The organism is Rhizobium sp. TBD182, from assembly GCF_001950375.1.
GTDB classification, from domain to species: Bacteria; Pseudomonadota; Alphaproteobacteria; order Rhizobiales; family Rhizobiaceae; genus Agrobacterium; species Agrobacterium tumefaciens.
Window position 1 is genome coordinate 758,490 of sequence record NZ_BDLN01000002.1, and the last position, 25,135, is coordinate 783,624.

21 protein-coding genes are annotated in these 25,135 nt (G+C 57.0%); 7 read left to right on the forward strand and 14 right to left on the reverse strand.

Annotation, left to right across the window (positions count from 1 at the left end; genetic code table 11):
* Positions 1 to 31: 31 nt before the first annotated feature.
* The gene (gene soxR / locus T18_RS12235) at positions 32 to 487 is read right to left on the reverse strand and encodes a redox-sensitive transcriptional activator SoxR (protein ID WP_013761951.1); all 456 of its coding nucleotides are present in this window, start codon (positions 485 to 487) and stop codon (positions 32 to 34) included.
* A 154-nt stretch (positions 488 to 641) separates the two neighbouring features.
* Positions 642 to 2,747, reverse strand: coding sequence for a TonB-dependent receptor plug domain-containing protein (locus T18_RS12240; protein WP_038494447.1), 2,106 nt, complete (start codon positions 2,745 to 2,747; stop codon positions 642 to 644).
* Positions 2,748 to 2,894: 147 nt separating this feature from the next.
* Between T18_RS12240 and T18_RS12245 the strand changes: the two genes are divergently transcribed.
* Positions 2,895 to 4,364, forward strand: coding sequence for a glycosyl transferase family protein (locus tag T18_RS12245; RefSeq protein ID WP_038494450.1), 1,470 nt, complete (start codon positions 2,895 to 2,897; stop codon positions 4,362 to 4,364).
* Here T18_RS12245 and T18_RS12250 read toward each other — a convergent pair.
* The 6 genes from T18_RS12250 to repA form a co-directional block, all read right to left on the reverse strand.
* A complete protein-coding gene (locus tag T18_RS12250) occupies positions 4,361 to 5,560 on the reverse strand; it encodes a low temperature requirement protein A (protein ID WP_038494453.1) in 1,200 nt (399 codons plus the stop codon). The genes T18_RS12245 and T18_RS12250 overlap by 4 nt on opposite strands.
* A gap of 38 nt (positions 5,561 to 5,598) precedes the next feature.
* Positions 5,599 to 5,871 carry a hypothetical protein gene (locus T18_RS12255; RefSeq protein ID WP_038494456.1) on the reverse strand — a complete coding sequence of 91 codons (273 nt, stop codon included), beginning with the start codon at positions 5,869 to 5,871 and terminating at the stop codon, positions 5,599 to 5,601.
* A gap of 66 nt (positions 5,872 to 5,937) precedes the next feature.
* Complete coding sequence (locus T18_RS12260) at positions 5,938 to 6,150, reverse strand: hypothetical protein (RefSeq protein ID WP_038494459.1); 213 nt, start codon at positions 6,148 to 6,150, stop codon at positions 5,938 to 5,940.
* Between the two features lie 400 nt (positions 6,151 to 6,550).
* On the reverse strand, positions 6,551 to 7,828 hold the full coding sequence (gene repC, locus T18_RS12265; protein ID WP_075807636.1) for a plasmid replication protein RepC: 1,278 nt from the start codon (positions 7,826 to 7,828) through the stop codon (positions 6,551 to 6,553).
* Between the two features lie 185 nt (positions 7,829 to 8,013).
* Positions 8,014 to 9,024: a plasmid partitioning protein RepB gene (gene repB, locus T18_RS12270; protein WP_013761957.1), complete on the reverse strand. Its 1,011-nt coding sequence runs from the start codon at positions 9,022 to 9,024 to the stop codon at positions 8,014 to 8,016.
* Positions 9,021 to 10,235: a plasmid partitioning protein RepA gene (gene repA / locus T18_RS12275; protein WP_075807637.1), complete on the reverse strand. Its 1,215-nt coding sequence runs from the start codon at positions 10,233 to 10,235 to the stop codon at positions 9,021 to 9,023. Before repA ends, repB begins: the two co-directional genes overlap by 4 nt.
* 440 nt (positions 10,236 to 10,675) lie before the next feature.
* On the opposite strand from repA, the gene T18_RS12280 reads away from it, so the two are divergent.
* From T18_RS12280 to T18_RS12295, 4 genes are all read left to right on the forward strand, one after another.
* Positions 10,676 to 12,061, forward strand: a complete 1,386-nt coding sequence (locus T18_RS12280; RefSeq protein ID WP_038494467.1) for an FAD/NAD(P)-binding protein — start codon at positions 10,676 to 10,678, stop codon at positions 12,059 to 12,061.
* A 416-nt stretch (positions 12,062 to 12,477) separates the two neighbouring features.
* Entirely contained in the window at positions 12,478 to 12,873 is a 396-nt protein-coding gene (locus T18_RS12285) for a RidA family protein (RefSeq protein ID WP_003511636.1), read from the forward strand.
* A gap of 32 nt (positions 12,874 to 12,905) precedes the next feature.
* Entirely contained in the window at positions 12,906 to 13,994 is a 1,089-nt protein-coding gene (locus tag T18_RS12290) for a D-TA family PLP-dependent enzyme (protein ID WP_038495841.1), read from the forward strand.
* 70 nt (positions 13,995 to 14,064) lie between these two features.
* The gene (locus T18_RS12295) at positions 14,065 to 15,543 is read left to right on the forward strand and encodes a M81 family metallopeptidase (protein WP_038495844.1); all 1,479 of its coding nucleotides are present in this window, start codon (positions 14,065 to 14,067) and stop codon (positions 15,541 to 15,543) included.
* A gap of 12 nt (positions 15,544 to 15,555) precedes the next feature.
* On the opposite strand, the gene T18_RS12300 is transcribed toward T18_RS12295, so the two are convergent.
* The 6 genes from T18_RS12300 to hutI all read right to left on the reverse strand — a co-directional run bounded on the left by T18_RS12300 (position 15,556) and on the right by hutI (position 22,703).
* Positions 15,556 to 16,125 carry a HutD family protein gene (locus tag T18_RS12300; protein WP_038494470.1) on the reverse strand — a complete coding sequence of 190 codons (570 nt, stop codon included), beginning with the start codon at positions 16,123 to 16,125 and terminating at the stop codon, positions 15,556 to 15,558.
* Positions 16,126 to 16,168: 43 nt separating this feature from the next.
* Positions 16,169 to 17,176, reverse strand: coding sequence for an alpha/beta fold hydrolase (locus tag T18_RS12305; RefSeq protein WP_233284962.1), 1,008 nt, complete (start codon positions 17,174 to 17,176; stop codon positions 16,169 to 16,171).
* A 245-nt stretch (positions 17,177 to 17,421) separates the two neighbouring features.
* A complete protein-coding gene (gene hutU / locus T18_RS12310; RefSeq protein ID WP_025595291.1) occupies positions 17,422 to 19,095 on the reverse strand; it encodes a urocanate hydratase in 1,674 nt (557 codons plus the stop codon).
* On the reverse strand, positions 19,092 to 19,910 hold the full coding sequence (hutG, locus tag T18_RS12315; protein WP_038494476.1) for an N-formylglutamate deformylase: 819 nt from the start codon (positions 19,908 to 19,910) through the stop codon (positions 19,092 to 19,094). The genes hutU and hutG overlap by 4 nt, the downstream gene beginning before the upstream one ends.
* Position 19,911: 1 nt before the next feature.
* Positions 19,912 to 21,447: a histidine ammonia-lyase gene (gene hutH, locus T18_RS12320; protein ID WP_038494479.1), complete on the reverse strand. Its 1,536-nt coding sequence runs from the start codon at positions 21,445 to 21,447 to the stop codon at positions 19,912 to 19,914.
* A complete protein-coding gene (gene hutI / locus T18_RS12325) occupies positions 21,444 to 22,703 on the reverse strand; it encodes an imidazolonepropionase (protein ID WP_038494482.1) in 1,260 nt (419 codons plus the stop codon). The genes hutH and hutI overlap by 4 nt, the downstream gene beginning before the upstream one ends.
* Positions 22,704 to 22,818: 115 nt before the next feature.
* Between hutI and T18_RS12330 the strand changes: the two genes are divergently transcribed.
* Positions 22,819 to 24,165, forward strand: coding sequence for a formimidoylglutamate deiminase (locus tag T18_RS12330; protein WP_038494485.1), 1,347 nt, complete (start codon positions 22,819 to 22,821; stop codon positions 24,163 to 24,165).
* Positions 24,166 to 24,213: 48 nt separating this feature from the next.
* On the forward strand, positions 24,214 to 24,939 hold the full coding sequence (hutC, locus tag T18_RS12335; RefSeq protein ID WP_025595286.1) for a histidine utilization repressor: 726 nt from the start codon (positions 24,214 to 24,216) through the stop codon (positions 24,937 to 24,939).
* Positions 24,940 to 25,135 lie beyond the last annotated feature (196 nt).

Sequence of the window (25,135 nt, forward strand, 5' to 3'; positions counted from 1 at the left end):
TGCTTTTAAAGCGGCCAGCCGGAAACCTTGCTCATTTGACGGATACGAGACGGCGCGGGCCCGCGCCGGCATCGGCCAGAACATCGTTTGGATTGCGTAAGGGACAGTCATCAAGTGAGAGGCAACCGCAACCGATACAGCCGGTAAGCTGGTCGCGCAGCATAATCAGGTTGTTGATACGAAGCTGCAGCATTTCCCGCCAGGACTGCGAAAACACGCGCCAGTCAGCCGTCGTCGCCACCCTGTCCTGCGGCAAATCCGCCAAGGCGTCCCTGATGATGCTGAGCTGGATACCTGCCCGCTGCGCAATGCGGATAATGGCAATGCGCCGCAGGACGGCGCGATGATAACGACGCTGGTTCCCGCTGGTGCGCCAACCTTCGATCAATCCCTTCGCCTCGTAAAAATGGATGGTGGAAACGGCGACGCCACTACGACGCGCAACCTCCCCAACCGTCAGGCTGTGTTTAAAGATGGTATTTTCCATGCCGGCTCCGTTTTCTGAACGGCCTCCGCTCTGAAAAACGCGGAAACACACTAGAGAGCAGCCGGTATAATTCCTCAACCATAGTTGAGGTCAATAGGATGGATGGCAAAAAGAGGCGCCCATCGGGCGCCTCTGAATTCATAAATATCGCGGATCAGAATTTGGCGGTCATGCTGATCCAGAAGCGGCGGCCTTCCATGACCGTGTTGAAATCGTCACCGCCTACTTCCTTGTCGAATACATTGTAAACCGCCGCGTTGAGATCGACATTTTGGGCCACCGCATATTTCGCCCCGATGTCGAGGGTGGTGTAAGCGTCATATTTACGCCCGGCCTTGCCGTTGATCGTAACCGGTTTGCCGTTCGTACCGATGCGCGGACCCGCATTGATTTCCGATCCGTGATAATTCACCGAGGCCCAGGCTTCCAGCCCGTCCACCGGGGTGACCCATTCGCCTCTCAGATTGGCCATGTGCTCCGGTGTCCGCGCCAGCGGAAAACCCTCGTAATCGCCCGTCTTCTGTTCGGAATGCGTATAGGTATAGTTGCCGCGCAATGTCAGTTCCGGCGTCGCATACCATGCTGCCGTCAGTTCTATGCCCTGAATGACCGCGTCGTCGATATTGTAATTGTACCAGAGGCGATAATTGCTATCTTCGCTCCAGCGGGCAGGCGTTCCATCCGGATTGAGCACCAGCGCGTTGGAAATCTTGTCCTTGAAATCTGTGTAGAAATAGGTCGCACCAAGGGCGACATCACCGTTGTCCCAGAGTGCTGCCAATTCATAACTCGTGCTTTTTTCCGCCTCCAGACCCGGATCGCCGATGATCACGCCGCAGGTACCGTTCGAGGCATAGGTGCAACCACCGCCGCCAGTCGTATAGGCGTAACCCGGTGCGATCTGGCGGATTTCCGGTGCGCGGAAACCTGTTGAAATGCCGCCCTTGATCGTAAGATCGTCGGTTGCGCTCCAGACGCCGTAAAGGCGCGGGCTGAAATGATTGCCATATTTTTCATGGTTATCCAGACGAAGGCCGCCAGTCAGCGCAAAGCTATCGACAATGCGCCATTCATCCTCGACGAAGAGCGCCCATTGCGTCGCCGAGAAAGTTTCGTCGCGACCGGTACGGCGTCCCGGATTCTGGTCCTTCAGCTGTGCCTCGAAATATTGACCGCCGGTGACGAGCGTATGGTTGCCGAACAGTTCGAACGGCGTGGTGAACTTGCCGTCGAGAACGCTATTGCGAATCTCCGGCGAGCGCGGATTTTCAGTGACGCGTCCCGTGCGAAAGTTTCTGGTGAAGTTGGTGCGCTCGGCCCATTCCTGCTGGAAGGAGAATTCAGACGTGGTCGGTCCCCACCGGCCGGTATGCGACAATGACCAATGGTCGCGCGTATTGGTGTTGTAGGTGCCGTCTGCATTGGCTGCCAGCGTCTCGCCGGACTCGGCATCGCGGCGCAACCGTGCTTTGCCAGCCTCGAGATAGATGTCGTGATCCTCATTCGGCGTGAAGGTCAAACGTCCATTGAAATCATATTCCTTCGCGCCCGTCGTACCATTCAATATGCGGTCTTCGCCGCGCGTGAAGCCCCTGCCCCAGATCTGCAGCCCCAGCCGGTCCTTCAGGATCGGCCCATTGGCATACCAGGACACCTGACCGCTATTACCGAATTTTGAATGTTGCTGAACCGTACCCTCGCTGGTGACGGAGCCAGACCAGACATCGCCAACCTTGCGGGTGATGATGTTGATGACGCCGCCCATGGCATCGGAACCGTAAAGAGAGGACATCGGGCCGCGCACGACCTCGATGCGTTCGATCGCCGAAACCGGCGGTACGAAACTCTGTTCGAAGCCGGAATTACCATTGGTACGGGCATCGCGCGTGCTCTGCCTCTTACCGTCAACCAGGATCAACGTGTAAGCGCCGGGCAATCCGCGAATGAAAATATCCTTCTCATTGGCAATGCCGGTGACAGACACGCCCTGAACTTCGCGCAAGGCGTCTGTCAGATCGCGGTAAGACCCCTTTTCCAGATCTTCTCGCGTCACAACCGTGATGCTGGCCGGAGCATCCTTTACATTCTGCTCGAAGCCGGACGCGGTCACCACGATCTGCTGAAGAACGGTGGTTCCGTCGGTCGCCTGCTGCGCGACAGCAGGCAATGCAACGCTGAGCGCCGTTCCCGCCATAGCGACGGAAATGCCAGCCTTTATTATCGTCGCGGCCATATCCTGCCCGCGGTACTTCAATTCCATGTTACGCCCCCGCATTTAACTTGAGAATTTACCCCCACTTATTTAGGAGGGAGGTCTGGCGCAACGCGTTTGTTTTCGAACAGTTCTAAATTCCAGAAATTGCAAAAAGGCCACCTCTAATCGGGGGCGGGGTAAAAAAACAGCAAGATGACAACCGGCAAGAGAAAAGAAGAACCAGCTTCCCCGACAAAGCCCGACAGGCTTGGTCAGCTGAAACTACTTGTCGCGTTCGATGCGTTGTTGCGGGAAGGAAGCGTCAGCCGCGCAGCGGCAGGCATGGGACTGCCGACATCATCGATGAGTCGGATATTACAGCAGCTGCGCGAGAAATACGGCGACCAGCTGTTCTTACGCACCGGCCAGGGTTTGCGACCCACCCCTTTTGCCGAGACCATGCGGCTGCGCATTCGTTCGCTGGCGGCGGAGGCGGAAAACCTGATCGATTATTCACAGGAAAAAGCGGCAGCTCCTGCCGCCGCCAATGTTAGCGGCTGGGAACGGCCGGTGCTGATGAAGGCGCCGCCTCTTTCGCTGCGCCCCAGCGTTCTTCTGGAAGGTCAGCCGACACCGGAAAATATAGCGGACCGCCTTGCCCGCATCGGCCACAATGCCGATCCGCAGCACAGGCTCGCCAAATATATAGCGACCTCGGCGATGGGCATCGGCAACAGCCGCCCGCTCAGCCAGCAAGAGGCGATGGACGCGCTTTCGATCATTCTCGAAGGCGATGCAGATCCCATACAGATAGGAGCCCTACTTGCGACCATGCAATATCGCGGTGTGACCGCGGCAGAGCTTGCCGGTTTTATCGAAGCCATGTGGGGCCATATAAAAAGAGACCAGCAAGCGCCCGCATCGGTCGATCTTGACTGGCCGGCCTATATGTCGCCCAAACATCGCGATGCACCCTGGTTCCTGCATTCCGCGCGTCTCGTTTCCATGGCGGGATATAGCGTCTTGTTACACGGCCATGTGGGCCAGGGAGAAAATGGCGGTAAGCTCGAACTCGCCGCTGAAGCCTGCGGCATACCGCTCTGCCATTCACTTTCGCAGGCGGCCAAGGCCACTGCCTCGCAAGGGATCGCCTATCTGCCGATCGGTGGACTATCGTTACAGTTTCAGAGCCTGCTTGGCCTGCACGGCATTCTGGAAATGCGCCTGCCGCTCAATACGGTCGTGCATCTTCTCAATCCGCTTCGCGCCAGAAGCACCATTATCGGCGTCGCCCGCCCCTCCTATCAGGAGCTTCATCGCGATACGGCGCGGCTGCTTTCCGTCGAGAGCCTTGCCATTCTCGGCAATACGCGGGATTTCGCGCAATTTACTCCCTTCCGCAGCACCCGGATCTTCGGTCTTTCCAAGGGCGAGGATGTCGAGTTCGTCATTCCGGCCCGCGAAACCCCACCGGCCGAAATGCCGACCATGTTCACCACCTTCGAATATTGGCGCGCCGTCTGGACGGGGGCGGCCAGAGACGAGAGAGCGGAAACCATCATCGTCTCCACAGCTGCCATCGCCCTGATGCTCCTCAATGATATGGTGCTGCCTTTCGAAAAGGCCTATGCCCGCAGCCTGAGGCTATGGAACGACAGGGCACGCAATTTCGCCACTGCCTAGGCGTTGGCGACTGATTTTTTCAGCGCCAGATATTCCCAAAGCGCCACCAGCAGCAAAATCCCCGTGCTTGCCAGTTGCAGCGCAAAAAGCGGCACGCCAGGCACTGGCAGAAGCAGGCAGAGCGCCGCTACTCCGGCAAAATGCGAGATCGGCCGCTGATAGGTGGCAGCAATCTTGACGCCGATATTACCGGCTAGAAACAGAATCGGGCCGCCAAGAATGGCGATGGACTCCCTCATCGTCGTCCCTTCATGGGCATGGGACAGGCTGAAATCCTCTCCAACTGCCGTGAGAATGATGCCGGCCACGATAGGCAGATGTCCATAGTTGAAAAGATTTTGGGCGATCTTCGCTTTCTCGTCGGCATGTTCGGCCTTTCTGGAGGCCTCTTCCTGCCCGTGATGGAAATAGATCCACCACATTGTGACGGTGCTGACGAAGGCCGAACAAAAGACGATGAATGTGAGGCCGGAATTCATATATTCCGTGGCCGTGCGGCCGGTGGTTAGGATCGTTTCCCCGAGACAGATGATGACGAAAAGCGCACAGCGCTCCGCAAGGTGCTCGCCGGAAAGATGCAGCTTATCCGCATCGCTTGCTTTCAATCCCGGGACGACATAACGAAAAGCCGGTCCGGCATATTCTATCGCGAGTGCTATACCCCACAGGAGGATTCGATCCATCAAATCGACAAGCCCACCAGCCAGCCAGAACAGGCTCGATATGACTAGCCAGATCGTCACCCGCACAAAAACCAGAAAAGACTGCCTGTCCTCTCCCTTGAAGGCATAAAGTGCAAATAGGCTCCTTCCCACCTGCATGGCACTGTAGATAAGGGCAAACACGAAACCCTGTTCCGCAAAAGCCTCCGGCAGCGCGATGGCCAAAAGAACCCCGCCGAACATCAGGACGAAAAGCAGAATCCGGACAGGCTCCTTTTCGGTATTCAGCAGGTTGGTGATCCAGGTGGTGTGTATCCACAACCACCAAAGTGACAATATCAGTATGCCCGCCTCAAGCGCCGCTGTCGGTCCGAAGTCCTTTGCTAGCGCATGGGAAAGCTGAATGAGCGCGAAAACGAAAACCAGATCAAAGAACAGTTCAGGAAAGGTCGCCTTTTCTGCTTCGTGCCCGTCCTGTTTGATCCAGGTTTGCGCATCCGGTTTCTGCCCGGACGTTTCGCTTTCGGTTCCCATTCTGCCCCTGTTCGTCAATATGAATTATTGCGATCGCGTTAGCGTTGCGCTTCATCCGAAGAATTAACATTCGAGTCCCGGCCGGGAAACTGCAGCGCCCGCGCATTGTCGGGATAAAAACGCGGTCCTACCAGACGCACTGTCTTGCCGGAGACATCGGTAATATAATTCGATGCTGTCGCCCCAGACGAGAATGCGGCGCTACGGGTCTTGGTCGGTTCCAATATGCTGACCTCTAAAGGCTGAGCAAATATCGGGTGGCTCGTCGCGGAGATGACAATTGTCGCGATAAAGAGGGACTTGGAGAACATCGGCACATCCTGTCACAATTGACTGCGCCATAAACAGCCCTCGCCCGGTTTGGTTCCAGCCGTCTTTCAGCTGTCCTCGTCCAGATAGGTTCGATATTGCACATAGTCTGAACTTGGTTGCCCGTCGACAATTTCCGGCGGTCGCCCCTCACCTCCGGTTAAATAACCGGCATCTTCAAGTCCCGCCTTCAAGAGCTTTTCGATGGCGGTATGTCGAGGCAAGGCAATGTCTGCCATGTACACAGCGACAGCCAGCTCCATATCGTCTGGAAAAACCATAGGCTCACCGCCCCCCTTCCAACATAGATAGGGAAACGCACGATCTTAAGGAAGGTTCAGTTCCAACATCGTGCCATATCGAAATCTCGGCATTACCCCGGTCTAGTCAGGCAAGAAACGCATAAAAATCGCGCTTTTCCTGCCCGTATCATCGCACTACCGCTAAAATATTCCCGGACTCAAGCGATTGAAACCAATCATGGAATAACTCAAACGAAAGCCAATCAAGGCTTAACTTTCATTACTTTGCATTAACCATAGGACCCCCTGCCAGCGCAGTCTGTTCGTAAACACTGGCAGCCTCACAGCGAATCTTCGATGTCTTGCAGAAACAGCGTCAATGTAGCTGCAGACTGGGAATTCGGCAAGCCGACGCCATTTTCTGTCAGTCCTCAAGAACTCATACGGCCATGCTTCTCTCTATCCCGTCAGTTCGACCCCGCAGTTGCGCCAGAAGCATGGCCTGAAGATCAAACCCGCCCTCGTGGGCTTTACGGGTGAGATTGCGCAGATATCCGCCCAGCGAGCTGATCTGGTCCGCCTTTTGCAGCAGGCAGGCAAGAATCGCCGCTGTTCCCTGTCGACCGAAAGTGGTGAGGGCGTCCTGGTAGGCCGATTGGCTAACGTTAAACATGGTTTTGATGACTGATGTCGCCACTTCCAGATCACGCCATCCAGTCACTGCTCCTCCGGGTGCATAGAGGGAAATGTCCGGGCAAGCCTTCACAACCAAAACAATATCAGGAACAAAAAATTGCTTATGAAGAACAGGCTTTGGCTGTTGCGATGACGGTTTTGCACTGACGGGTACGGCGTATTCTGGCTGTACGACTGTCGTGTCGGCAGGTGCGACGATTACCGGTTCACGCAAATTTTGCGGTTTAGATATAGATTCGGATTCTGAATTCTTTATGAGGCGCTCATTTTGGCAGTCATTGCCGCCCGATTTCTCCGAATTTTCAATATTTTCCAGATAGTTGGTCACTTCTGCACGCAGGGAGACCAAAAATCCGGCGATTTCCTTGAGTTCGACAGGCTTTGAATTACGGCCGAGAGACCGGGCAATGGCATTGTAGCGCGCCTGGAATCCTTCTGACGTTACGACTTCACCGCTGGCGGCTATCATCTCGCAAAGCTTCTGGATATCGCGGCGGCACAGGCTGATGTTTTCACGAAGCCGCTGAAGGTCGAGCCGCTCGCGAACGATGCGTTCGGCGAGTTCCTCGATTTCCGATTTGCGGGCGAGAAGCGGTGCCAGCGAAAAACCATAGGCTTCGCTGATTTCCCCGCCCCTGTGCTTACGGGCGTAGCGTTTTCCGTTCGGACTATCCTTGCGAATGATGAGACCGGCCTCGACGAGAGCCGAGAGATGGCGGCGCAATGTCTGTTCTGCCATTCCATGTGCTCGCAATGACAATTGCGTATTCGACGGAAAGACGACCAATCCGGCTTCGCTGGAGAGTTCATTTTTCGGATAAAAACTCAGAAGGGCGTTCAAGACCGCTAGAGAACGATCGGTCACGCCGAGCAATGGTCTGGCTTCACAGACCGAACGGTAGAGTTTCCATTTATCGACCGCCTCGGTCTTTTTGTTTTTCTGCGCGGCAAACTGAGTTGCGAGGACGCCAAACGACATCGCTCGCCGCCCAAAGGGCGTCGTTACACATGTGCTGTCCATGTCTTTCACCTTTCACAAGGCAAAAGAAAATCGCTCACCGAAAAATTCGATGCCAAGACTCTTGACTATGATTCGCGGAAATGAGATTCTTTGGTTGCTTAGATCAAAGAAAGGCTTCCGTGCGGCAACGTTCGGGGGCTTTTTTCTTTTGTAATGCTTCTCCTGTTAGTCGTTGGTATTAACAATCACTGCTTGGACCGGTATTCGGCAAACAGCGCCTGAAGATGTTCCAGAACGAAATCGGCAAATTCCGGCGCCTCGTTCTTGTCGATGGATATATCCAGCTTGCGGTCGCTTTCGACCACCTTTGCCAGCCTGCTGCCAGTTTCCGAAGACCAAACACCGGCTTTCTTTGCCTGGGCCTTGGGTTTCAGAAAATCCAGAAGCGACTTGAAGCGTTCTTCGGACGGAAGAGCGGCAACGGATGGCTCCCTTACATAAGCGCGCGCAGCTTCCTTGACCTGTGACGAGGAGAGCTGATCTGCGAGATCCATCCAGTTACGGCGACCGACGGTGGGTGCTGGACCAATAAGATCGATCAGATCCTCGGGAATGCGACCGACAACCGATAGCATGTTGGAAAGATCGCCCTTGTGCAGGGACATCGCCGCCATGATCGTATCACGCGGAAACCGCATCTGCAGTTTCTGGGCGAAGCGCGCCTTTTCGATATAGGTTAGGTCACGGCGCTCGTTGTTTTCCTGTCCCTGGGCGACAACCAGCTGTTCGTCGCTGAGATCGCGAACCACGGCCTTGACCGGAATACCCAGGTTGGAAACGGCGCGCAGACGGCGATGGCCAAATGCGACCTGATAACGTCCCGGAAATTCAGGATGCGGGCGAACCAGAATGGGAACCTGCTGGCCCTGCTCGCGAATAGCCTCCACCAGGCCTGCATCAGCCTCTTCTGAGGCTGGCATGCGGTCGGGTATGAAGGATGGGTCGATATCAGCAGGATTGAGCGAAACGATCGTAAGGCCCTCTGCGAGCCGTTTTTCGATCTCTTCAGCACGCTTGGAGCGTTCCGACACTTCGTTCAGAGACTGGCCGATCATGCCGACTGGCGAGTTCGACACATCCGTCACCAGTTCGGGAGAACCGAGGATGGGTCTGACACGCGGACGGGACCGCTCGGGAGTGGTATCGTTGTCTGTGCCTGGCGTGCCAAGATTGGCGAAAATCTGTTTTCTGCTCATGCTGCCCTACCCCACGCTTTTTTAATCAATCCCTCGATTTCAGCGTTCACGTTGTTCATGGCTTCCAGTGCGCGGTCATAGGTGGAGCGCGTGAACTGGGTTCTTTCCACCTCGAAAAGCGTCTGGTTGGTCAATCCGGCATCCGAAACGGCCGTGCTCTTCAGCATCGGGTGAATGAGGACGTTTTCACCGAAGATCGAGCGCAGGAAAGCCACCATCTGGTTCTGCGGCCCATCGCTCGGTTCGAAACGCGTGATGAGGTAACGCATCCAGTTATAATCGGAGCGTGCGCCGGCCCTGCCGATTTCAGCGAGAAGATCGCCAGTCATGGCAAGGAACTGGTTCATGGACATGACATCAAGCATTTGCGGATGAACGGTCACGAGAACCGATGTTGCTGCCGTCAGCGCCGAAAGCGTCAGGTAACCGAGTTGCGGTGGGCAATCGATGACCACGACGTCGTAGAAATTCTGGGCCTGGGCGATTGCCTGGCCAATGCGAGCGAAGAACAGCGTGTCGCCCGGTGCGCGACGCATCAGTGCGCGCGGGGTATCATGTTCGAACTCCATAAGCTCCAGATTGCCCGGAACGATATGAAGGTTGGGAATATAGGTGCCGCGAACGATCTCGGCGATCGGCCGGCGTTCGTCATCGTAGCGGATCGCGCCGTAGAGCGTTTCATTCGGGCCGACATCCATTTCGGGCTGGTGACCGAAGAGAGCGGAGAGACTGGCCTGCGGATCAAGATCGATCGCCAGAACCCGGTAACCGCGTAGCGCCAGATATTGCGCCAGATGCGCGGACGTCGTGGTCTTACCCGAACCGCCTTTGAAATTCATCACGGCGATGACCTGCAATTCCTCGCCTTCGCGACGGTGGGGGAGATAACGACGCGTGCCGCGCGCGCCCTGATCGAGAAACTTTCTGATTTCGTCCATATCCTCTACCGAATAGGAACGACGACCGGATGCCTGCGCTGCGTCGAGCTCCGGACGCTCAGCGGCGATCTGACGAAGATAGGCTTCACCGATGCCAATCAGCCGGGCGGTTTCCGCCGGCGAAAAATGGCGCATACTCTTTTCGGTATGCGGCGAAAACGTATTCGCATTATGCGCCTGCAATTGGGCTGACAATGCAGCCGAATGCTGTTGTATAAGGCTCGTGAGGTCGGGTGCCCCTGCAGCAAATCTTGAGTCGGCACTCTGTGTCATGGATCTACTTTCGCTCGATATTGCAGTTGCGGTTTTTTTCGAAAAAGACGGTTTTTTCCGCAACTGAGATATAAGCGCCGATTCTCTTTTTGGCGCAATAGGCTTTTTTCCCGGATGCAGAAGTACCGCTAAGGCATTGTGGAAGAATCAGTTTTGCTTTTTGTGACAGTTTTTCGGTTAGCCGCGGCTAACTTCATCTTCGTTCTGGCTGAGACGCGGTTTTTCGACTTCCTTCAAAACTGACAAGGAGCGATCAGAGCGAAAGTTTGCCGCGGCTAACTTTGGGAATCCCGCGCACCAAATGTGCAGGGCGCGATCCCGCCGGCGGAAAGTGAAGGGTAGACATTGGCAGATGTTTAATCTCTACTCATCGACTAGAGTATCAACGGGTTCGGCGCCCACCGCCTGACCTTTCGTGCTGTCGCAGGTTGGAGGAATAAATGTCCTATGATGTCGCTATCGTCGGTTCGGGTTTCTCGGCCATCTGTACCGCCGCTCATCTCTTATCATTCCTGCCCGGGGACGCGTCGATCGCCATTGTCGGCGACGAGTCGGATTTCGGGCGCGGTACGGCCTATCGTACCGAGTTGCCCTATCACCGGCTCAATGTGCCGGCAGGGCGGATGAGCGTATTCCCCGACAGGCCTGATGACTTTCTCGATTGGCTGACGGAGAATGGGCTCGGCAATGATCCATTGGCTTTTGCCTCACGTGGCGACTACGGCCTCTATCTCAGGGACAGGCTCGCCAGCCTGCTGAGAAGCCGGGATCAGCGGGCGAGGGTGGACTTCATCCGTGCCAAGGCTTCAGCCTGTCGCCCGGATGGCAATGGCGGTTTCTCTTTTGCACTGGAGAATGGTGAGAAGCTACGAGCGAAAAATGTTGTCTTATGTCTTGGTGTCGGCGCGGCAAGTTTGCCGGTGCAAACTCTGACGAAAGATGACGACGCGCCGCATCGCATCATCGGGCATTGCTGGCAGTCTGGATGGCTGTCGAAAGTAAAGGCGGGGGACCGCATCTGTATTCTGGGTTCTGGCCTGACGATGATAGATCAGGTCCTGACGCTTCGAGGAAAGGGACACCGTGGCCCAATCCACGTATTGTCCCGCCGCGGACTTGTGCCGCATCCACATATCAGCCCGCCACTGTCGCCAGCTGATCCGCGCTTACCAGAAGGTTCGACCGAGATCAGCCGGTTAGTGCAGGCTCTGCGTAAGCAGGTGAAAGATGGTGCGCCGTGGCGTACTGTCATGGACGGTCTAAGGCCGAAGACCCAGCTGCTTTGGCAGAGCCTGACATCTGAGCAGCGAAGCCGGTTTCTTCGCCATGCTTTGCCCTGGTGGAACATTCACCGGCACCGAATCGCGCCCGAAGTGCATAAGGCTTTTGAAAAGCTATTGTCTGACGGCGTCCTAGAGATCCATGCCGGTTATCTTCGCGCTCTCGACGAGCAGGACGAGGGGATCGCCGTACTCTATCGCCGTCGGCATACGGAGACGCTTAGAGAGCTTCAGGTCGATTGGGTCGTTAATTGTACGGGAATGGAGAGGGCGGGGATCGGTCATTCACGGCTTTTGGAAACCATGCGGGACGATGGCGTGCTTTTGCTCGACGCCTTTGGTCTTGGGGTCGAGGTCGATGGCCAGTCGCGCTTGTCAAACGCGGACGGGCAGATCTGGCCTGGCCTGTTTGCCGCCGGGGCGCTGACGGCGGGCCGCTTTTGGGAGATAACCGCCGTGCCGGATATCCGCGTGCAGGCGCAAAAGATTGCGCGAGCTGTCACGGACAGAGTGGTATCGGACCGGCGGGTTTCGGCACACGGTTGATGTGAAGGAAAGAACACTCGCACAGCGCCAGGTCTTGAAGAGTTTGCGCTTGAGACTGCTCCTCTAACTTTTCAGATACTGAGGTTTGCCGCGGCTAACCTCTCTATTTCTCTCATCAGGCAGCCATCCGAATGTACCGGGCTTCCTCATTACGCGATAGAGCTAAGGGTTAGTGAGAGCCGTGGCTCAGCCAATAGCCGCTTCCATAGATCGCGACAGACAATGGGTTTTGAGCCTCATTATTCGGTTCGACAACGTGCGGCGATACGAATAGCTCACCGTGACGTCCATCCGTCCGCGAGTTGATGATTTACACAATTGCTAAATTATTTACATCACTTATGGAATATTGATGCAAAACGAGCTATTAAACCCTTAAAAATATGATTTCTATGAAAATTATTTGCGAGGCATCTATGGAAAAGCAGAAACTGGTACGATTCGAGACGGCTGACGCTCAGGCTGGCGGACAGCGCAGGCCTTTTGCCAAGGCCGTGCGGGCCGGTGATTTCGTCTATGTGTCTGGACAGGTGCCAACAGTCGATGGTGAAGTAGTAACTGGCGGCATTGTGGCTCAGACCGAGCAGGTTGTGGCCAATATCATGGATGTTCTGGCGCTTGCGGATTGTACACTTGCCGATGTCGTCAAGGTCAATGTCTGGCTGGATGATGCTCGGGATTTTTCGAGCTTCAACGCGGTCTTCCAGAAATATTTCATCGATCATCCACCGGCACGTTCAACCGTGCAGTCGCCCCTGATGGTCGATGCGAAGGTTGAAATGGATGTTATCGCCTATAAGCCACTGGTTTGATTGCCAATTTCCGATCCTGAGAGCGTATGACGATGACCTACCCCTGGCCTGACGAAGGCACCCCACTCGATGCGATCTCGACGCCGATGCCCGTGATCGACGAGGACCGACTTGCCGCAAATATTGCGCGGGCGCAGTCCTATCTTGATGGACATGGCATGGCTTTTCGCCCCCATATCAAGACGCATAAGATACCAGCCATTGCGAAGCAGCAGCTTCAGGCGGGCGCCATCGGCATCAATTGCCAGAAGGTCAGCGAGGCGGAAGTTTTCGCGGATGCCGGTTTCGACGACATCCTCATTACCTACAATATCCTCGGCGTGGCGAAACTCTCGCGGCTGAGGGCATTGAATGCGCGTATAGGGCAACTGAGCGTCGTCGCCGACAGCGCCGTGACGATTGCCGGCCTTGCCGGCACATTCGATGCGGAAAGACCGCTTTCCGTTCTTGTCGAATGCGATACCGGCGGAAAACGCTGCGGTGTGCAGACCCCGGACGCCGTGTTGCAGCTTGCAGAAAAGATCGTCGCGGCACCGGGCCTCGATTTCAAGGGCATTTTGACCTATCCGGCACCCGGTGGCGCTGAAAAGGTGGATAACTTCATTCGGAAAACCATGGCGTTGCTTGCGGAAAAGGGCATCGACTGCCCGGTTCGCTCCAGTGGCGGCTCACCGGATTTTTTCTCTGCTCACCTCGTTCCCTCCGCAACCGAATATCGGGCGGGCACCTATGTATATAATGACCGTTCGATGCTGCGTGCCGGACATTGCACCGCTGGCGACCTGGCAATGCATGTTCTTGCCACAGTGGTGTCGCGACCGACAGCTGATCGCGCTGTGCTCGATTGTGGCTCCAAGGCTTTGACCTCCGATCTGCTTGGGTTCAGCGATTACGGGCTGATTGAAGGGTATGAAGGCGCGAAAATCATGTCGCTTTCGGAAGAACATGCGGTGGTCGATTTGTCGGGCTGCACATCGGGCCGGCCGGAAATCGGTGAGCTGGTCAAGGTTGTGCCGAACCACACCTGCGTCATCACTAATCTTTTCGACAGGATGGTTTTCCATCGAAACGGTATCGTGACGCGGGTGGAAGACGTGGCAGCACGCGGCACCGTCTGGTAACATTACCCGGCTAATTAAATTGCAAAAAAATGCTGCTTAAAAGCGGGCATCGGCAACGAGAATGACAGTCATGCGCATATTCACGGCATCGCTTGCCACCGAAACCAACACGTTTTCACCCGTCCCGACGGACATGGACGCCTTTCGCGCGGCTTTTTACGCTGGGCCCGGCGAACATCCGGAAACGCCGACACTGTGCTCCTCACCGGTACCAATTCTGCGCCGACGCGGCAAAGCGGAAGGGTTTACGGTAATCGAGGGTACCTCCTGCTGGGCGGAACCGGCGGGGCTGATACAGCGCCAGACCTATGAAACGCTACGCGATACAATTCTTGCCGAGCTTGCCGCCGCCCTGCCGGTCGATGCGGTAATTCTTGGTCTCCATGGCGCCATGGTCGCGCAGGGTTATGACGATCCGGAAGGCGATTTCCTGTCGCATGTCCGCACGCTTGTTGGTCCCGACGTACTGATCGCGGCGGAATTCGATCCCCACAGCCATTTGACCCCTTTAAGGGTCCAAAATCTCGATATCATGGCGACGTTTCTGGAATTCCCGCATACGGATTTTGAGGAACGTGGTGAGCACGTCGTTGAACTGGCACTTCGCACCCTCCGCGGAGAGATCAGGCCGGTTATTTCCACTTTCGATTGCCGCATGATCACCATTTACCCCACCAGCCGCGAACCAATGCGTTCTTATGTTGACCGTTTGAAGGCTTTGGAGGGCAAGGACGGCGTGCTGTCTATTTCCGTCATTCACGGTTTCATGGCAGGCGATGTACCAGATATGGGCACGCGTATCGTCGTCGTGACAGATAATGACAGGGCAAAAGGTGACGCACTGGCCGAAAAACTCGGCCATGAGCTTTATGCCATGCGCAAGTTGACTGCCATGCCGATGCTCGACACGGAATCGGGTCTCGACAGGGTTCTCGCCATTCGTAGTGAGCATCCGGATATGCCGGTCGTGGTGTCGGATATATGGGATAATCCCGGTGGTGGCGTTGCGGGTGATGCCACCCATATTCTGCGGCGCATGGTGGAGCGCGGCATGGACAATATCGGTGTGGCAACGATCTGGGATCCGATTGCTGTGTCTTTCTGTCACGCGGCAGGCGAGGGGGCAGAGATTGATCTGCGTATTGGCGGCAAATCCAGTCCCGAAGGTGGCGAGCCGCTCGATTTCCGGATCAGGGTCATGCGCACTGCAGAAGCAGGGTGGCAGAGTTTCCGAAACAGCCGCGTCACGCTCGGCCGCGCCGCCGTCGTTCGACCGGTCGGAACGGAAATCGATATCATTCTCATTACCAGCCGCACGCAAACTTATGAGCCGGATATCTTTTCCAATCTCGGCATTGATTTTGCCAGGAAAGACGTGCTGCTGGTGAAGTCCACCAACCACTTCCATGCGGGTTTTGCGCCGGTCGCTTCCGAGATCGTTTATATCGCCGCGCCCACTTCCTATCCGACCGATCCGGCCACAACCGCCTATCGCAAGGCAAGCCTCCAGCTATGGCCACGGGTGGCCGATCCGCTGGGGTTGGACTGAGGCTGCGACGCTTCAAATATCTTGTAGCGTGATCAGAAAGAATATGCCTTCACCATGATCTGAATCGATGGTGAACGGCACGCTTTCCGTGATGAAAACGCTATCCAGCTTCTCCAGCCGGGCTGTGTCGTTGTTGACGGCGACCGTCAGAGGATCGAGCGCGAGGATCAGCCTTGTTCCCGTTGCCGCCTGCATCGAGCGGCTGCCGGATAGTCTTTGCACGCTGTGGGCGAAGGACGAGCGGCGGGTCATGACATTCAGGTCGACGATCGCGCCGTCCATCAGGGTCGCATCTACGGGAACATCGGCGGCAAAGGGCAGGGGGGTACTCTCCGTCGTCAGCGCCACCGGCTCATGACCCGAAATAGCAAGTTCAAGGCCGTTTCCCTCGATAATCGCAAGCGTGCGGTCTATGCCGGCGAAGCTGGAAAATGGTCCGTCCTGAGCAACGGTCGCCATGCTGACGCGCCAGTCGAATGCATCCACGGAAGCACCCGGCGGATGGATGGCGATTTCCACCGTAACGCCGCCGCCATTTTTCCACGGCATGGTTTTGTGTTCGGAAGCGCGTAATATTCTCATGTGATGTCCAGAATCGGGTCGTTAAGGGCGCGGGGGCGGAAGTTTATGATCCGCGATCATTCTCGATGCGTCGCTCAATCGTTTTTTGGACCGCCTTTAAATCGGATGGCCGGCCGGCAACCTTTTCGATCGCGGCAATGGCAAGGTCACTGGCGACATAGTCAGATTTATGCCCGAGATTGTGCACGACGATCAAAGTGGAGCCGCGAATATCTCTGGCGAGATGACGGGAATGCACCTCTGGCGAGACGATCGTGTCCGTATCACCGGTTATGATGACGGTTGGTGCCGTGATGCGCCGATACTCCGAGGAAGCTCCACGCGCCCATTCATTGAGAGCCGCGACCTCCTGCGCATTGTGCCGAAAGGCCCTGGGCCGCAGGGCCGCCACGGAATGCGTTGCTTCCACATAACCGGCGGGTCTGGAATTGGGTGCAAAAACACCGCGCGTTGCCTGATCCAATGCCAGGAGGCCGGCGGGCGGAGCAATGAAGGTGCTGAACAGCGGACCGGTGAAGGGCGCATTTGCCGCTGTGTAATACCAGGCGATGCCACCCTCCCATGGATAGACAGCGGGAGAAAGGAATACGAGGCCCGCGACCATTTCCGGATGACGGACCGCAAGCGATGCCGCGATGGCGCCGCCAAAGGAATGTCCGACGATAATCGCTCTCGGGACGCCTCGCTTTTTCATAAGCTGGGCAATGGCGTCCGCCTGTCCATCCGGGAGAATATTTGCCTTGCCGCCGATATCCGAATTGCCGTGCCCTGGCCTGTCGACAAATAGCAGTTTTGCACGGCCTCTCAGCTTTTCGAGAAACGAAAACATCGGATCATAGAGACTGGCGCTTGCGCCGTGAATGAAGAGGATCGGCGGAAGCTCGGCGCTTTTTCCCGGCTCGACCAAGATGCTGTTCAGCTTGTAGCCGCCCACATCGATCCGCACGGGAACATTTTGCTGCTTTTCGGACGCCACGGCATTCGTAGCGGAAACCGGAAGAAGTGCCCCGAGCAGGAGGGTAAATGCAAGCGGAAGGAACCTGTACGCCATTCTTTGATCTACCATGTCCTTCATGCCTGCCTAACGGTTAGCGCGGCTTTCAAACGAGCATACAGTCGGTCGGTTAAAAACAGCAACGTAAGAAAGCCGCAGACAGACCAGAAGTTCCACCGGCCGCCGACAGCGGCGTCGAAACTGATGCGGCACCGCTGTCGGCACTGTACGATGGGTGGATCGCGGCTCTCTTCCCGGATCAGATAAACGGCGCAGCCTGAAGACTGCGCCGAGTTTTTTCTTTAGTTACCGAGAATGCCGGGCAGTCGCAGGCCCTGCTCTTTTGCGCATTCCACGGCGATTTCGTAACCGGCATCGGCATGGCGCATAACGCCGGTTGCCGGGTCGTTCCACAGCACGCGCTCTATGCGGCGGGCCGCGTCATCGGTGCCGTCGCAGCAGATGACCATGCCGGAATGCTGGGAAAAGCCCATACCGACACCGCCGCCGTGGTGCAGGGAAACCCATGTCGCGCCGGATGCGGTATTGAGCAGCGCGTTCAGCAGCGGCCAGTCGGATACGGCATCCGAACCGTCCTGCATGGCTTCGGTCTCGCGGTTCGGCGAGGCGACGGAGCCGCTGTCGAGGTGGTCGCGGCCGATGACGATCGGAGCGCTGAGCTCGCCGTTCTTGACCATTTCGTTGAAAGCAAGACCGAGACGATGGCGATCACCAAGGCCAACCCAGCAGATACGCGCCGGCAGGCCCTGGAAGGCGATGCGCTCGGCGGCCATATCAAGCCAATTGTGCAGGTGCTTGTTGTCGGGCAGCAGTTCCTTCACCTTTGCGTCGGTCTTGCGGATGTCTTCCGGATCACCCGATAGTGCCGCCCAGCGGAACGGGCCGACGCCGCGGCAAAACAGCGGGCGGATATAGGCCGGAACGAAGCCCGGGAAGGCGAAAGCGTTTTCCAGCCCTTCTTCTTTTGCCACCTGGCGGATGTTGTTGCCGTAGTCGAAAGTCGGAATGCCCATGTCCTGGAAGGCAATCATCGCTTCGACATGTTCGCGCATCGAGGCACGGGCAGCTTTTTCGACGGCTTTCGGGTCGCTCTCGCGCTTTTCCTTCCACTTGGCCATCGTCCAGCCCTTCGGCAGATAGCCGTTGATCGGGTCGTGCGCCGAGGTCTGGTCGGTTACCATGTCTGGACGGATGCCGCGGCGGACCATTTCCGGCAGGATTTCAGCGGTGTTGCCGAGCAGGCCGACGGACTTCGCCTCACCGGCGGCGGTCCAGCGCTCAATCATCTCCATCGCCTCATCAAGAGTTTCGGCGCGGGCATCGACGTAGCGGGTGCGCAGACGGAAATCGATCGAATCGGGATTGCATTCAATAGCAAGGCAGCAGGCACCGGCCATCACGGCGGCAAGTGGCTGGGCGCCGCCCATGCCGCCAAGGCCGCCGGTCAGAACCCATTTGCCTGTGAGATCGCCGTTATAGTGCTGGCGACCGGCCTCCACGAAGGTTTCGTAGGTGCCCTGCACGATGCCCTGGCTGCCGATATAGATCCACGAACCGGCGGTCATCTGGCCGTACATGGCAAGACCCTTTTTATCCAGCTCGTTGAAATGATCCCATGTCGCCCAGTGCGGCACGAGGTTGGAGTTGGCAATCAGCACGCGCGGCGCATCCTTGTGGGTGCGGAACACGCCGACCGGTTTACCGGACTGGACCATCAGCGTTTCGTCTTCGTTGAGGTCGCGCAGGGTCGCGACGATCTTATCGAAATCCGCCCAGGTGCGGGCGGCACGGCCGATGCCACCATAAACCACCAGCTCGTGCGGGTTCTCGGCCACTTCAGGATCGAGATTGTTCATCAGCATGCGCAGCGGCGCTTCTGTCATCCACGATTTCGCGGTCAGCTCGGTTCCACGCGCAGCGCGGACGTCGCGGATATTGTGACGAGGATTGGTCATTTGGTTCCCCTTTTGGTGTGTGCGAGTGTCAGCGCAGTCGTTTCGATGCGCGTGAGAATGTCTTTCAGGTGGATACGAAGCTTGGTGGCCTTGGCGTCGTCATAGGCAAACGGCAGTGCCTCTGTCGTTAGATGGGTGGATTGCGCCAGTTCCATCTGGATGGCGTGCACGCCGGTTTCGGGCTTTCCGTAGTGGCGTGTCGTCCAGCCACCCTTGAAGCGACCGTTGAGAATGCTGGTGTAACCTTCTGCCGCAGCGGTCGATTCGACCGCCATTGTCTCGATGGCTGGGTCGCAGGTCCTGCCCATATCCGTACCGATGTTGAAATCCGGCAGCTTGCCTTCGAACAGGAACGGGATATGCGAGCGGATCGAATGGCAATCATAGAGAATGGCGATGCCGTGAATGGCCTTAACCCGCTCGATTTCCGCGGCAAGGGCTGCGTGATAGGGTGCATGAAACGTTTCCAGCCGAGAGACTATGTCGTCCTGATTCGGTTCCTGCCCCTCATTCCAGATCGATTTGCCGTCGAAATCGGTTTCCGGAACAAGGCCTGTGGTGTTTTGTCCTGGATAGAGGCTAACGCCTTCAGGATCGCGGTTGGCATCGATCACATAACGATGAAAGGTGGCGCGAACCGTCGTCGCGTTGGGGAGCAGATCCGCGTAGAGACCGTGAATATGCCAGTCGGTGTCGGCAAGCATCTTGCCGTTGTCGTTCAAGCGTTGCCAAATCGCTGCCGGAACATCGGTGCCGGTGTGGGGCAGGCCGAGAATGACGGGCGATGTGCCTTCTTTAATATCGAAGACGCGCATCTTACGCCTCCAGCTTCGGAAGAATGCCGTCGGAAATCACGGACACAAGAGCGCCGGTAGCAATAAGGTCGGATGCCGCCTTCAGATCCGGCGCCATATAACGGTCCTCTTCCAATGAAGGGATCGCCTGACGCAGCACGGCGATTGCCTTTTGCAGCTCCGGGCTGGTTTTCAATGGCCCACGCAGCTCAACGCCCTGAACCGCCGAAAGCGCCTCGATGCCGAGGATGGCGAAAAGGTTCTCCGTCATCGGTAGCAGGCGGCGCGCGCCGTGGCAGGCCATGGATACATGGTCTTCCTGATTGGCTGAGGTTGGCGTCGAATCGACCGAAGCCGGATGAGCCATCTGCTTGTTCTCGCTCATCAGCGCAGCGGAGGTGACTTCGGCAATCATCAGGCCGGAATTCAGCCCCGGTTTTTTCGATAAAAATGCCGGAAGGCCATAGGATAGAGCCGGATCGACAAGCAGCGCCACGCGGCGTTGCGCGATCGCGCCGATTTCGCAGATGGCAAGCGCCGTCTGGTCGGCGGCAAATGCCACCGGTTCAGCGTGGAAGTTGCCCCCGGATACGACGGAATTGTCGGAAAGCACCAGCGGATTGTCCGTCACGGCATTGGCTTCGATTTCAAGCGTGCGGGCTACCTGTCGCAGAAGATCGAGGCAGGCGCCGTCCACCTGCGGCTGGCAGCGGATGCAATAGGGATCCTGAACGCGCTCGTCGCCTTCGATGTGGCTGACACGGATTTCGGATCCTTCCAGCAGGTTGCGCAGCGCAGCCCCCGCATCGATCTGGCCCTTGTGGCCGCGCAATGTGTGAATATCGGGATGGAAGGGAGCCGAAGAACCCATGGCGGCATCGGTGGAAAGCGCACCTGTTATCAGCGCTGCCTGTGCCGCGCGGTGAGCGCGGAAAAGACCGGCAAGCGCCAGCGCAGTCGAGGTTTGCGTGCCGTTGATCAGCGCCAACCCTTCCTTGGCGGCGAGCACGACCGGGGTCAGCCCGGCTCTAGTGAGAGCTTCGCCGGCGGGCAGAAGCGTACCTTCATAGAAAGCCTCGCCTTCGCCCATCATCACGGCGGCCATATGGGCAAGCGGTGCGAGATCGCCCGACGCTCCGACCGAACCCTTTTCCGGAATGGAAGGGATGACACCCTTTTCCAGCATGTCCTCAATCAGCCGCACCAGTTCCAGCCGCACGCCGGAGGCGCCGCGACCAAGCGAAATCAGCTTCAGCGCCATGATCAGGCGCACGACATTTTCCGGAAGCGCCGCACCGACGCCGCAGCAATGTGACAGGATGAGGTTACGCTGCAGCGTCGCAACATCGGCTGCGTCGATCTTGATCGAGGCGAGTTTGCCGAAACCGGTATTGATGCCATAGACCGGAGCGTTGCCGGCGGCGATCTCGGCGATGCGGGCCGCTGCTTTTTTTATGCCGGCATCGAACGAACGGTCGAGTTTCGCTGTGCCGTTATCCCAGTAGATTGCGGCAAGTTCAGCAAGGGTCACATTGCCGGGGTGAAGCGTGATAGTCATGTAGAAACCTTCTGTCCCTTGAAAATGCGGGCGTGGAGCGGGTTGAAGCCGATGCGGTAGACAAGTTCAGCCGGGCGTTCGATATCCCAGATGGTGAAATCAGCGGATTTTCCTGCTTCCAGCGTGCCGGTTTCCGCAAGCAGGCCGAGCGCCTTTGCGGCATTACGCGTGGTCGCCGTCAGGCATTCCTCCACCGTCATGCGAAAAAGCGTGGCACCCATGTTCATGGTCAGCAACAGGGAAGTCAGTGGTGAGGTGCCAGGATTGCAATCGGTAGCCAGCGCGATGTCAGCGCCTGCATCGCGCAGGGCCTGAACCGGGGGCAGCTGTTTTTCGCGGAGCGCGTAAAAGGCCCCGGGCAGAAGCACGGCCACCGTTCCCGCTTTAGCCAATGCTTTTGCACCGGCCTCATCAAGATATTCCAGATGATCGGCGGAAAGCGCACCATAGGACGCGGCAAGCTCCGTACCGCCGAGGTTGGAAAGCTGTTCGGCATGCAGCTTGACGGGAAGACCGTACTGTTTTGCCGCTTCGAAAACCCGGGTCATTTCCTCAACGGAAAAGGCGATGCCTTCGCAAAAACCGTCAACCGCATCCGCCAGTCCTTCCGCATTGGCTTTTTCCAGCCCCGGCAGAACCACGTCCATAATGTAGTCGGCGTTACGGCCCTTATATTCGGCCGGTGTCGCATGCGCGGCCAAGTAGCTGGTGACGATTCTAACGGGCCGTAACGTCTCAAGTTTGCGAGCGACGCGCAGCATTTTCAGTTCGGTTTCGATATCAAGACCGTAACCGGATTTTATTTCGAGAGTCGAGACACCCTCCGCCAGAAGCGTATCCAGACGGGGCAATGCCTGTGCCACCAAAGCCTCTTCCGAGAGGGCGCGCGTGTCGCGTACCGAAGAAACGATACCACCGCCCGCTTTGGCGATCTCCTCATAGGTCGCGCCATTGAGGCGCATTTCGAATTCCATGGCGCGGTTGCCGCCGAAGACCAGATGTGTGTGGCAGTCTATCAGGGCCGGGGTGATCCAGCGTCTCTCACAATCGGTTATCTCGTCGGCCGTTGCCAGGTCGGCGGGCAGATCGCTTTCAGCGCCGGCAAAGACGATGCGGTCGTTGCGTATGGCAATGGCTGCATTTTCGATAGCGCCGATGCCTTCCATGGTAGGATCAAACGTCGCCAGCCGGGCATTGCGCCACAATGCGGTAGTGTCACCCGTCGTCATTCCCTTTGTATATTTGTTCCCTGGCATTTGCTTTTCGCCTTTCTTTTATGTGCCAAATGTATATACATAATAATCACGTTGGCAAGCCGCAATTTCGTATGCGATGTCGCCTTGTCAGAAGAGATCAAGAGGAGAGGGTGGCATGACGGTAATTCACGCGGGCGCAGCACTTCTGGCCGATGGGTGGGTGCAAGATGTTCGCATCCACTGCAGGGGCGGTGCTGTTTCATCCGTCGAAACCGGTGTTTCTCCACAGCCGCAGGATGAACGGCATGCCGTTATCGTGCCAGCCATGCCCAATCTCCACAGCCATGCCTTTCAGCGGGCCATGGCAGGGCTTGCTGAAATTCGCGGACCTGCCGATGACAGCTTCTGGAGCTGGCGCACGGTCATGTACAAATTCGCGCTGTCAATGACACCGGATCATGTCGAGGCGGTTGCTGCCCAGCTTTATATGGAAATGCTGGAAGCCGGTTTTGGACGGGTCGGTGAATTTCATTACCTGCATAACGATATGGATGGTTCGCATTACGGCAATATCGCCGAAATGGCCGAACGTATCGGTGCCGCCGCCTCGCAAACGGGGATCGGCCTGACTTTGCTGCCGGTATTTTATGCGCATTCCGGTTTCGGCGGTCAGCCGCCGATCGACGGTCAGAAACGTTTCATCCATTCGCTCGACAGTTACGAAAGGCTCATGCAGGGCGCCCAAGCCGTGGTGAATGGGCTTCCGGGTGCAACGCTCGGCATTGCGCCACACAGTCTCCGTGCCGTAACTGGTGAAGAACTGGCGGCGATCGAACCGCTGGCGAAAGGCGGCCCGATCCACATTCATGTGGCGGAGCAGGTCAAGGAAATCGAGGACTCGCTCGCCTTTTCAGGTGCGCGGCCGGTGGAGTGGCTTTTGCAGAATGCGCCGGTCGATGATCGCTGGTGCCTTATCCATGCGACGCATATGACAGAAGCCGAAACCCGCCGCATGGCAAAAAGCGGTGCCGTTGCCGGCCTTTGCCCCATCACCGAGGCCAATCTTGGCGACGGCATCTTCCCCGCTCCCGGTTTCATCGCGGAAGGCGGCCATTACGGTGTCGGTTCGGATTCCAACATTTTGATCTCCGTGCCGGAAGAATTGCGGATGCTCGAATATTCGCAGCGCCTGTCGCTTCGGGCGCGCAATGTCATCGCCGATGCCGGCCGTTCCACTGGCGAGAAACTGTTCCAGCAGGCGCTTCAAGGCGGTGGCAGGGCGCTGGATTCAAAAAATCAGATAGAAGCGGGAAAAAGCGCTGATTTTGTCGCGCTTGATTGCTCGGCCGTTCCCCATCTTCCGGCATCCCAGATTCTCGACCAGTGGATGTTCGCGAGTAGCGCCCACGTCGATACCGTCTGGGTGCGCGGTAAAAAACTGGTGCAAGCGGGCCGGCACGTCCATCGCCATGAAATATCGGATCGCTTCAACAAGGTCATGGCCGAACTTGTCGATAGCTGATATGCGCTCGATAGGAACGACATCGAGCCGTTGGAAGGCATTGCGGACGTGACGAAAGCATCGGCCGGGCAAACCCTGCACCAGCGAATCCTCGGTGATATAGAGGGCCGGATCGTATCGGGCGAATGGCCGCCGGGTCACCGGTTGCCTTTCGAGGTTGATCTCGCCGCCCACTACGATTGCTCCCGCATGACCGTCAACAAGGTCATGGGCCAGCTTGTGAAGGCCGGCTTGATCGAGCGCCGCAAGAAATCCGGCAGTTTCGTCCGCCAGCCGCAGATCCAGTCCGCGGTTCTCGAAATCCACGATATCAGGGCGGAAGTCGAATCCCTTGGCCTGGAATATGGCTTCAAGGTCCTTAAGCGCACACAGCGTGTCGCGAAGCGTGAGGATCGGACAAGTCTCGATATTGCCATTGGTACATCGCTGCTCGATATCGTCTGCATTCATTTTGCGGGCACGCGGGAATTCTGTATCGAGCAGCGTCTCGTCAATCTGGCAACCGTTCCCGATGCCGCTGAAATCGACTTCACGGAGATTGCACCCGGACCCTGGCTTCTCGGCCATGTTCCCTGGAGCAATGCCGAACACCGCATCAGTGCCGAAACGCCCTCGAAAGATGTGGCACGCCTGTTGGGTATCTCCGACAGGCAGGCCTGCCTTGTCGTGGAGCGGCGCACATGGAGCAATTCGGGTGCCGTCACCTATGTACGCTTCACCTATCCCGGCAATGCACACGCTCTGGTCGCCCGTTTCAGCCCGTCTTCCGAATAAGACTGGGAAGGGCGCAATGCCTGCAATACCCAAGAGAGCGCCCTCGTCGTGGTAGGGAAAAGCCATAGCTCCCGTCATGCAGCTCCGAAACGTTAAAATCTGTTAGTTTGTATGACTAATTTCAAACTCTCCTTTAAAATCAATGCTTTGAATGTTTTTTTTAGAATTTGTATTTTGGTGTGTTGACTTGTTTGTG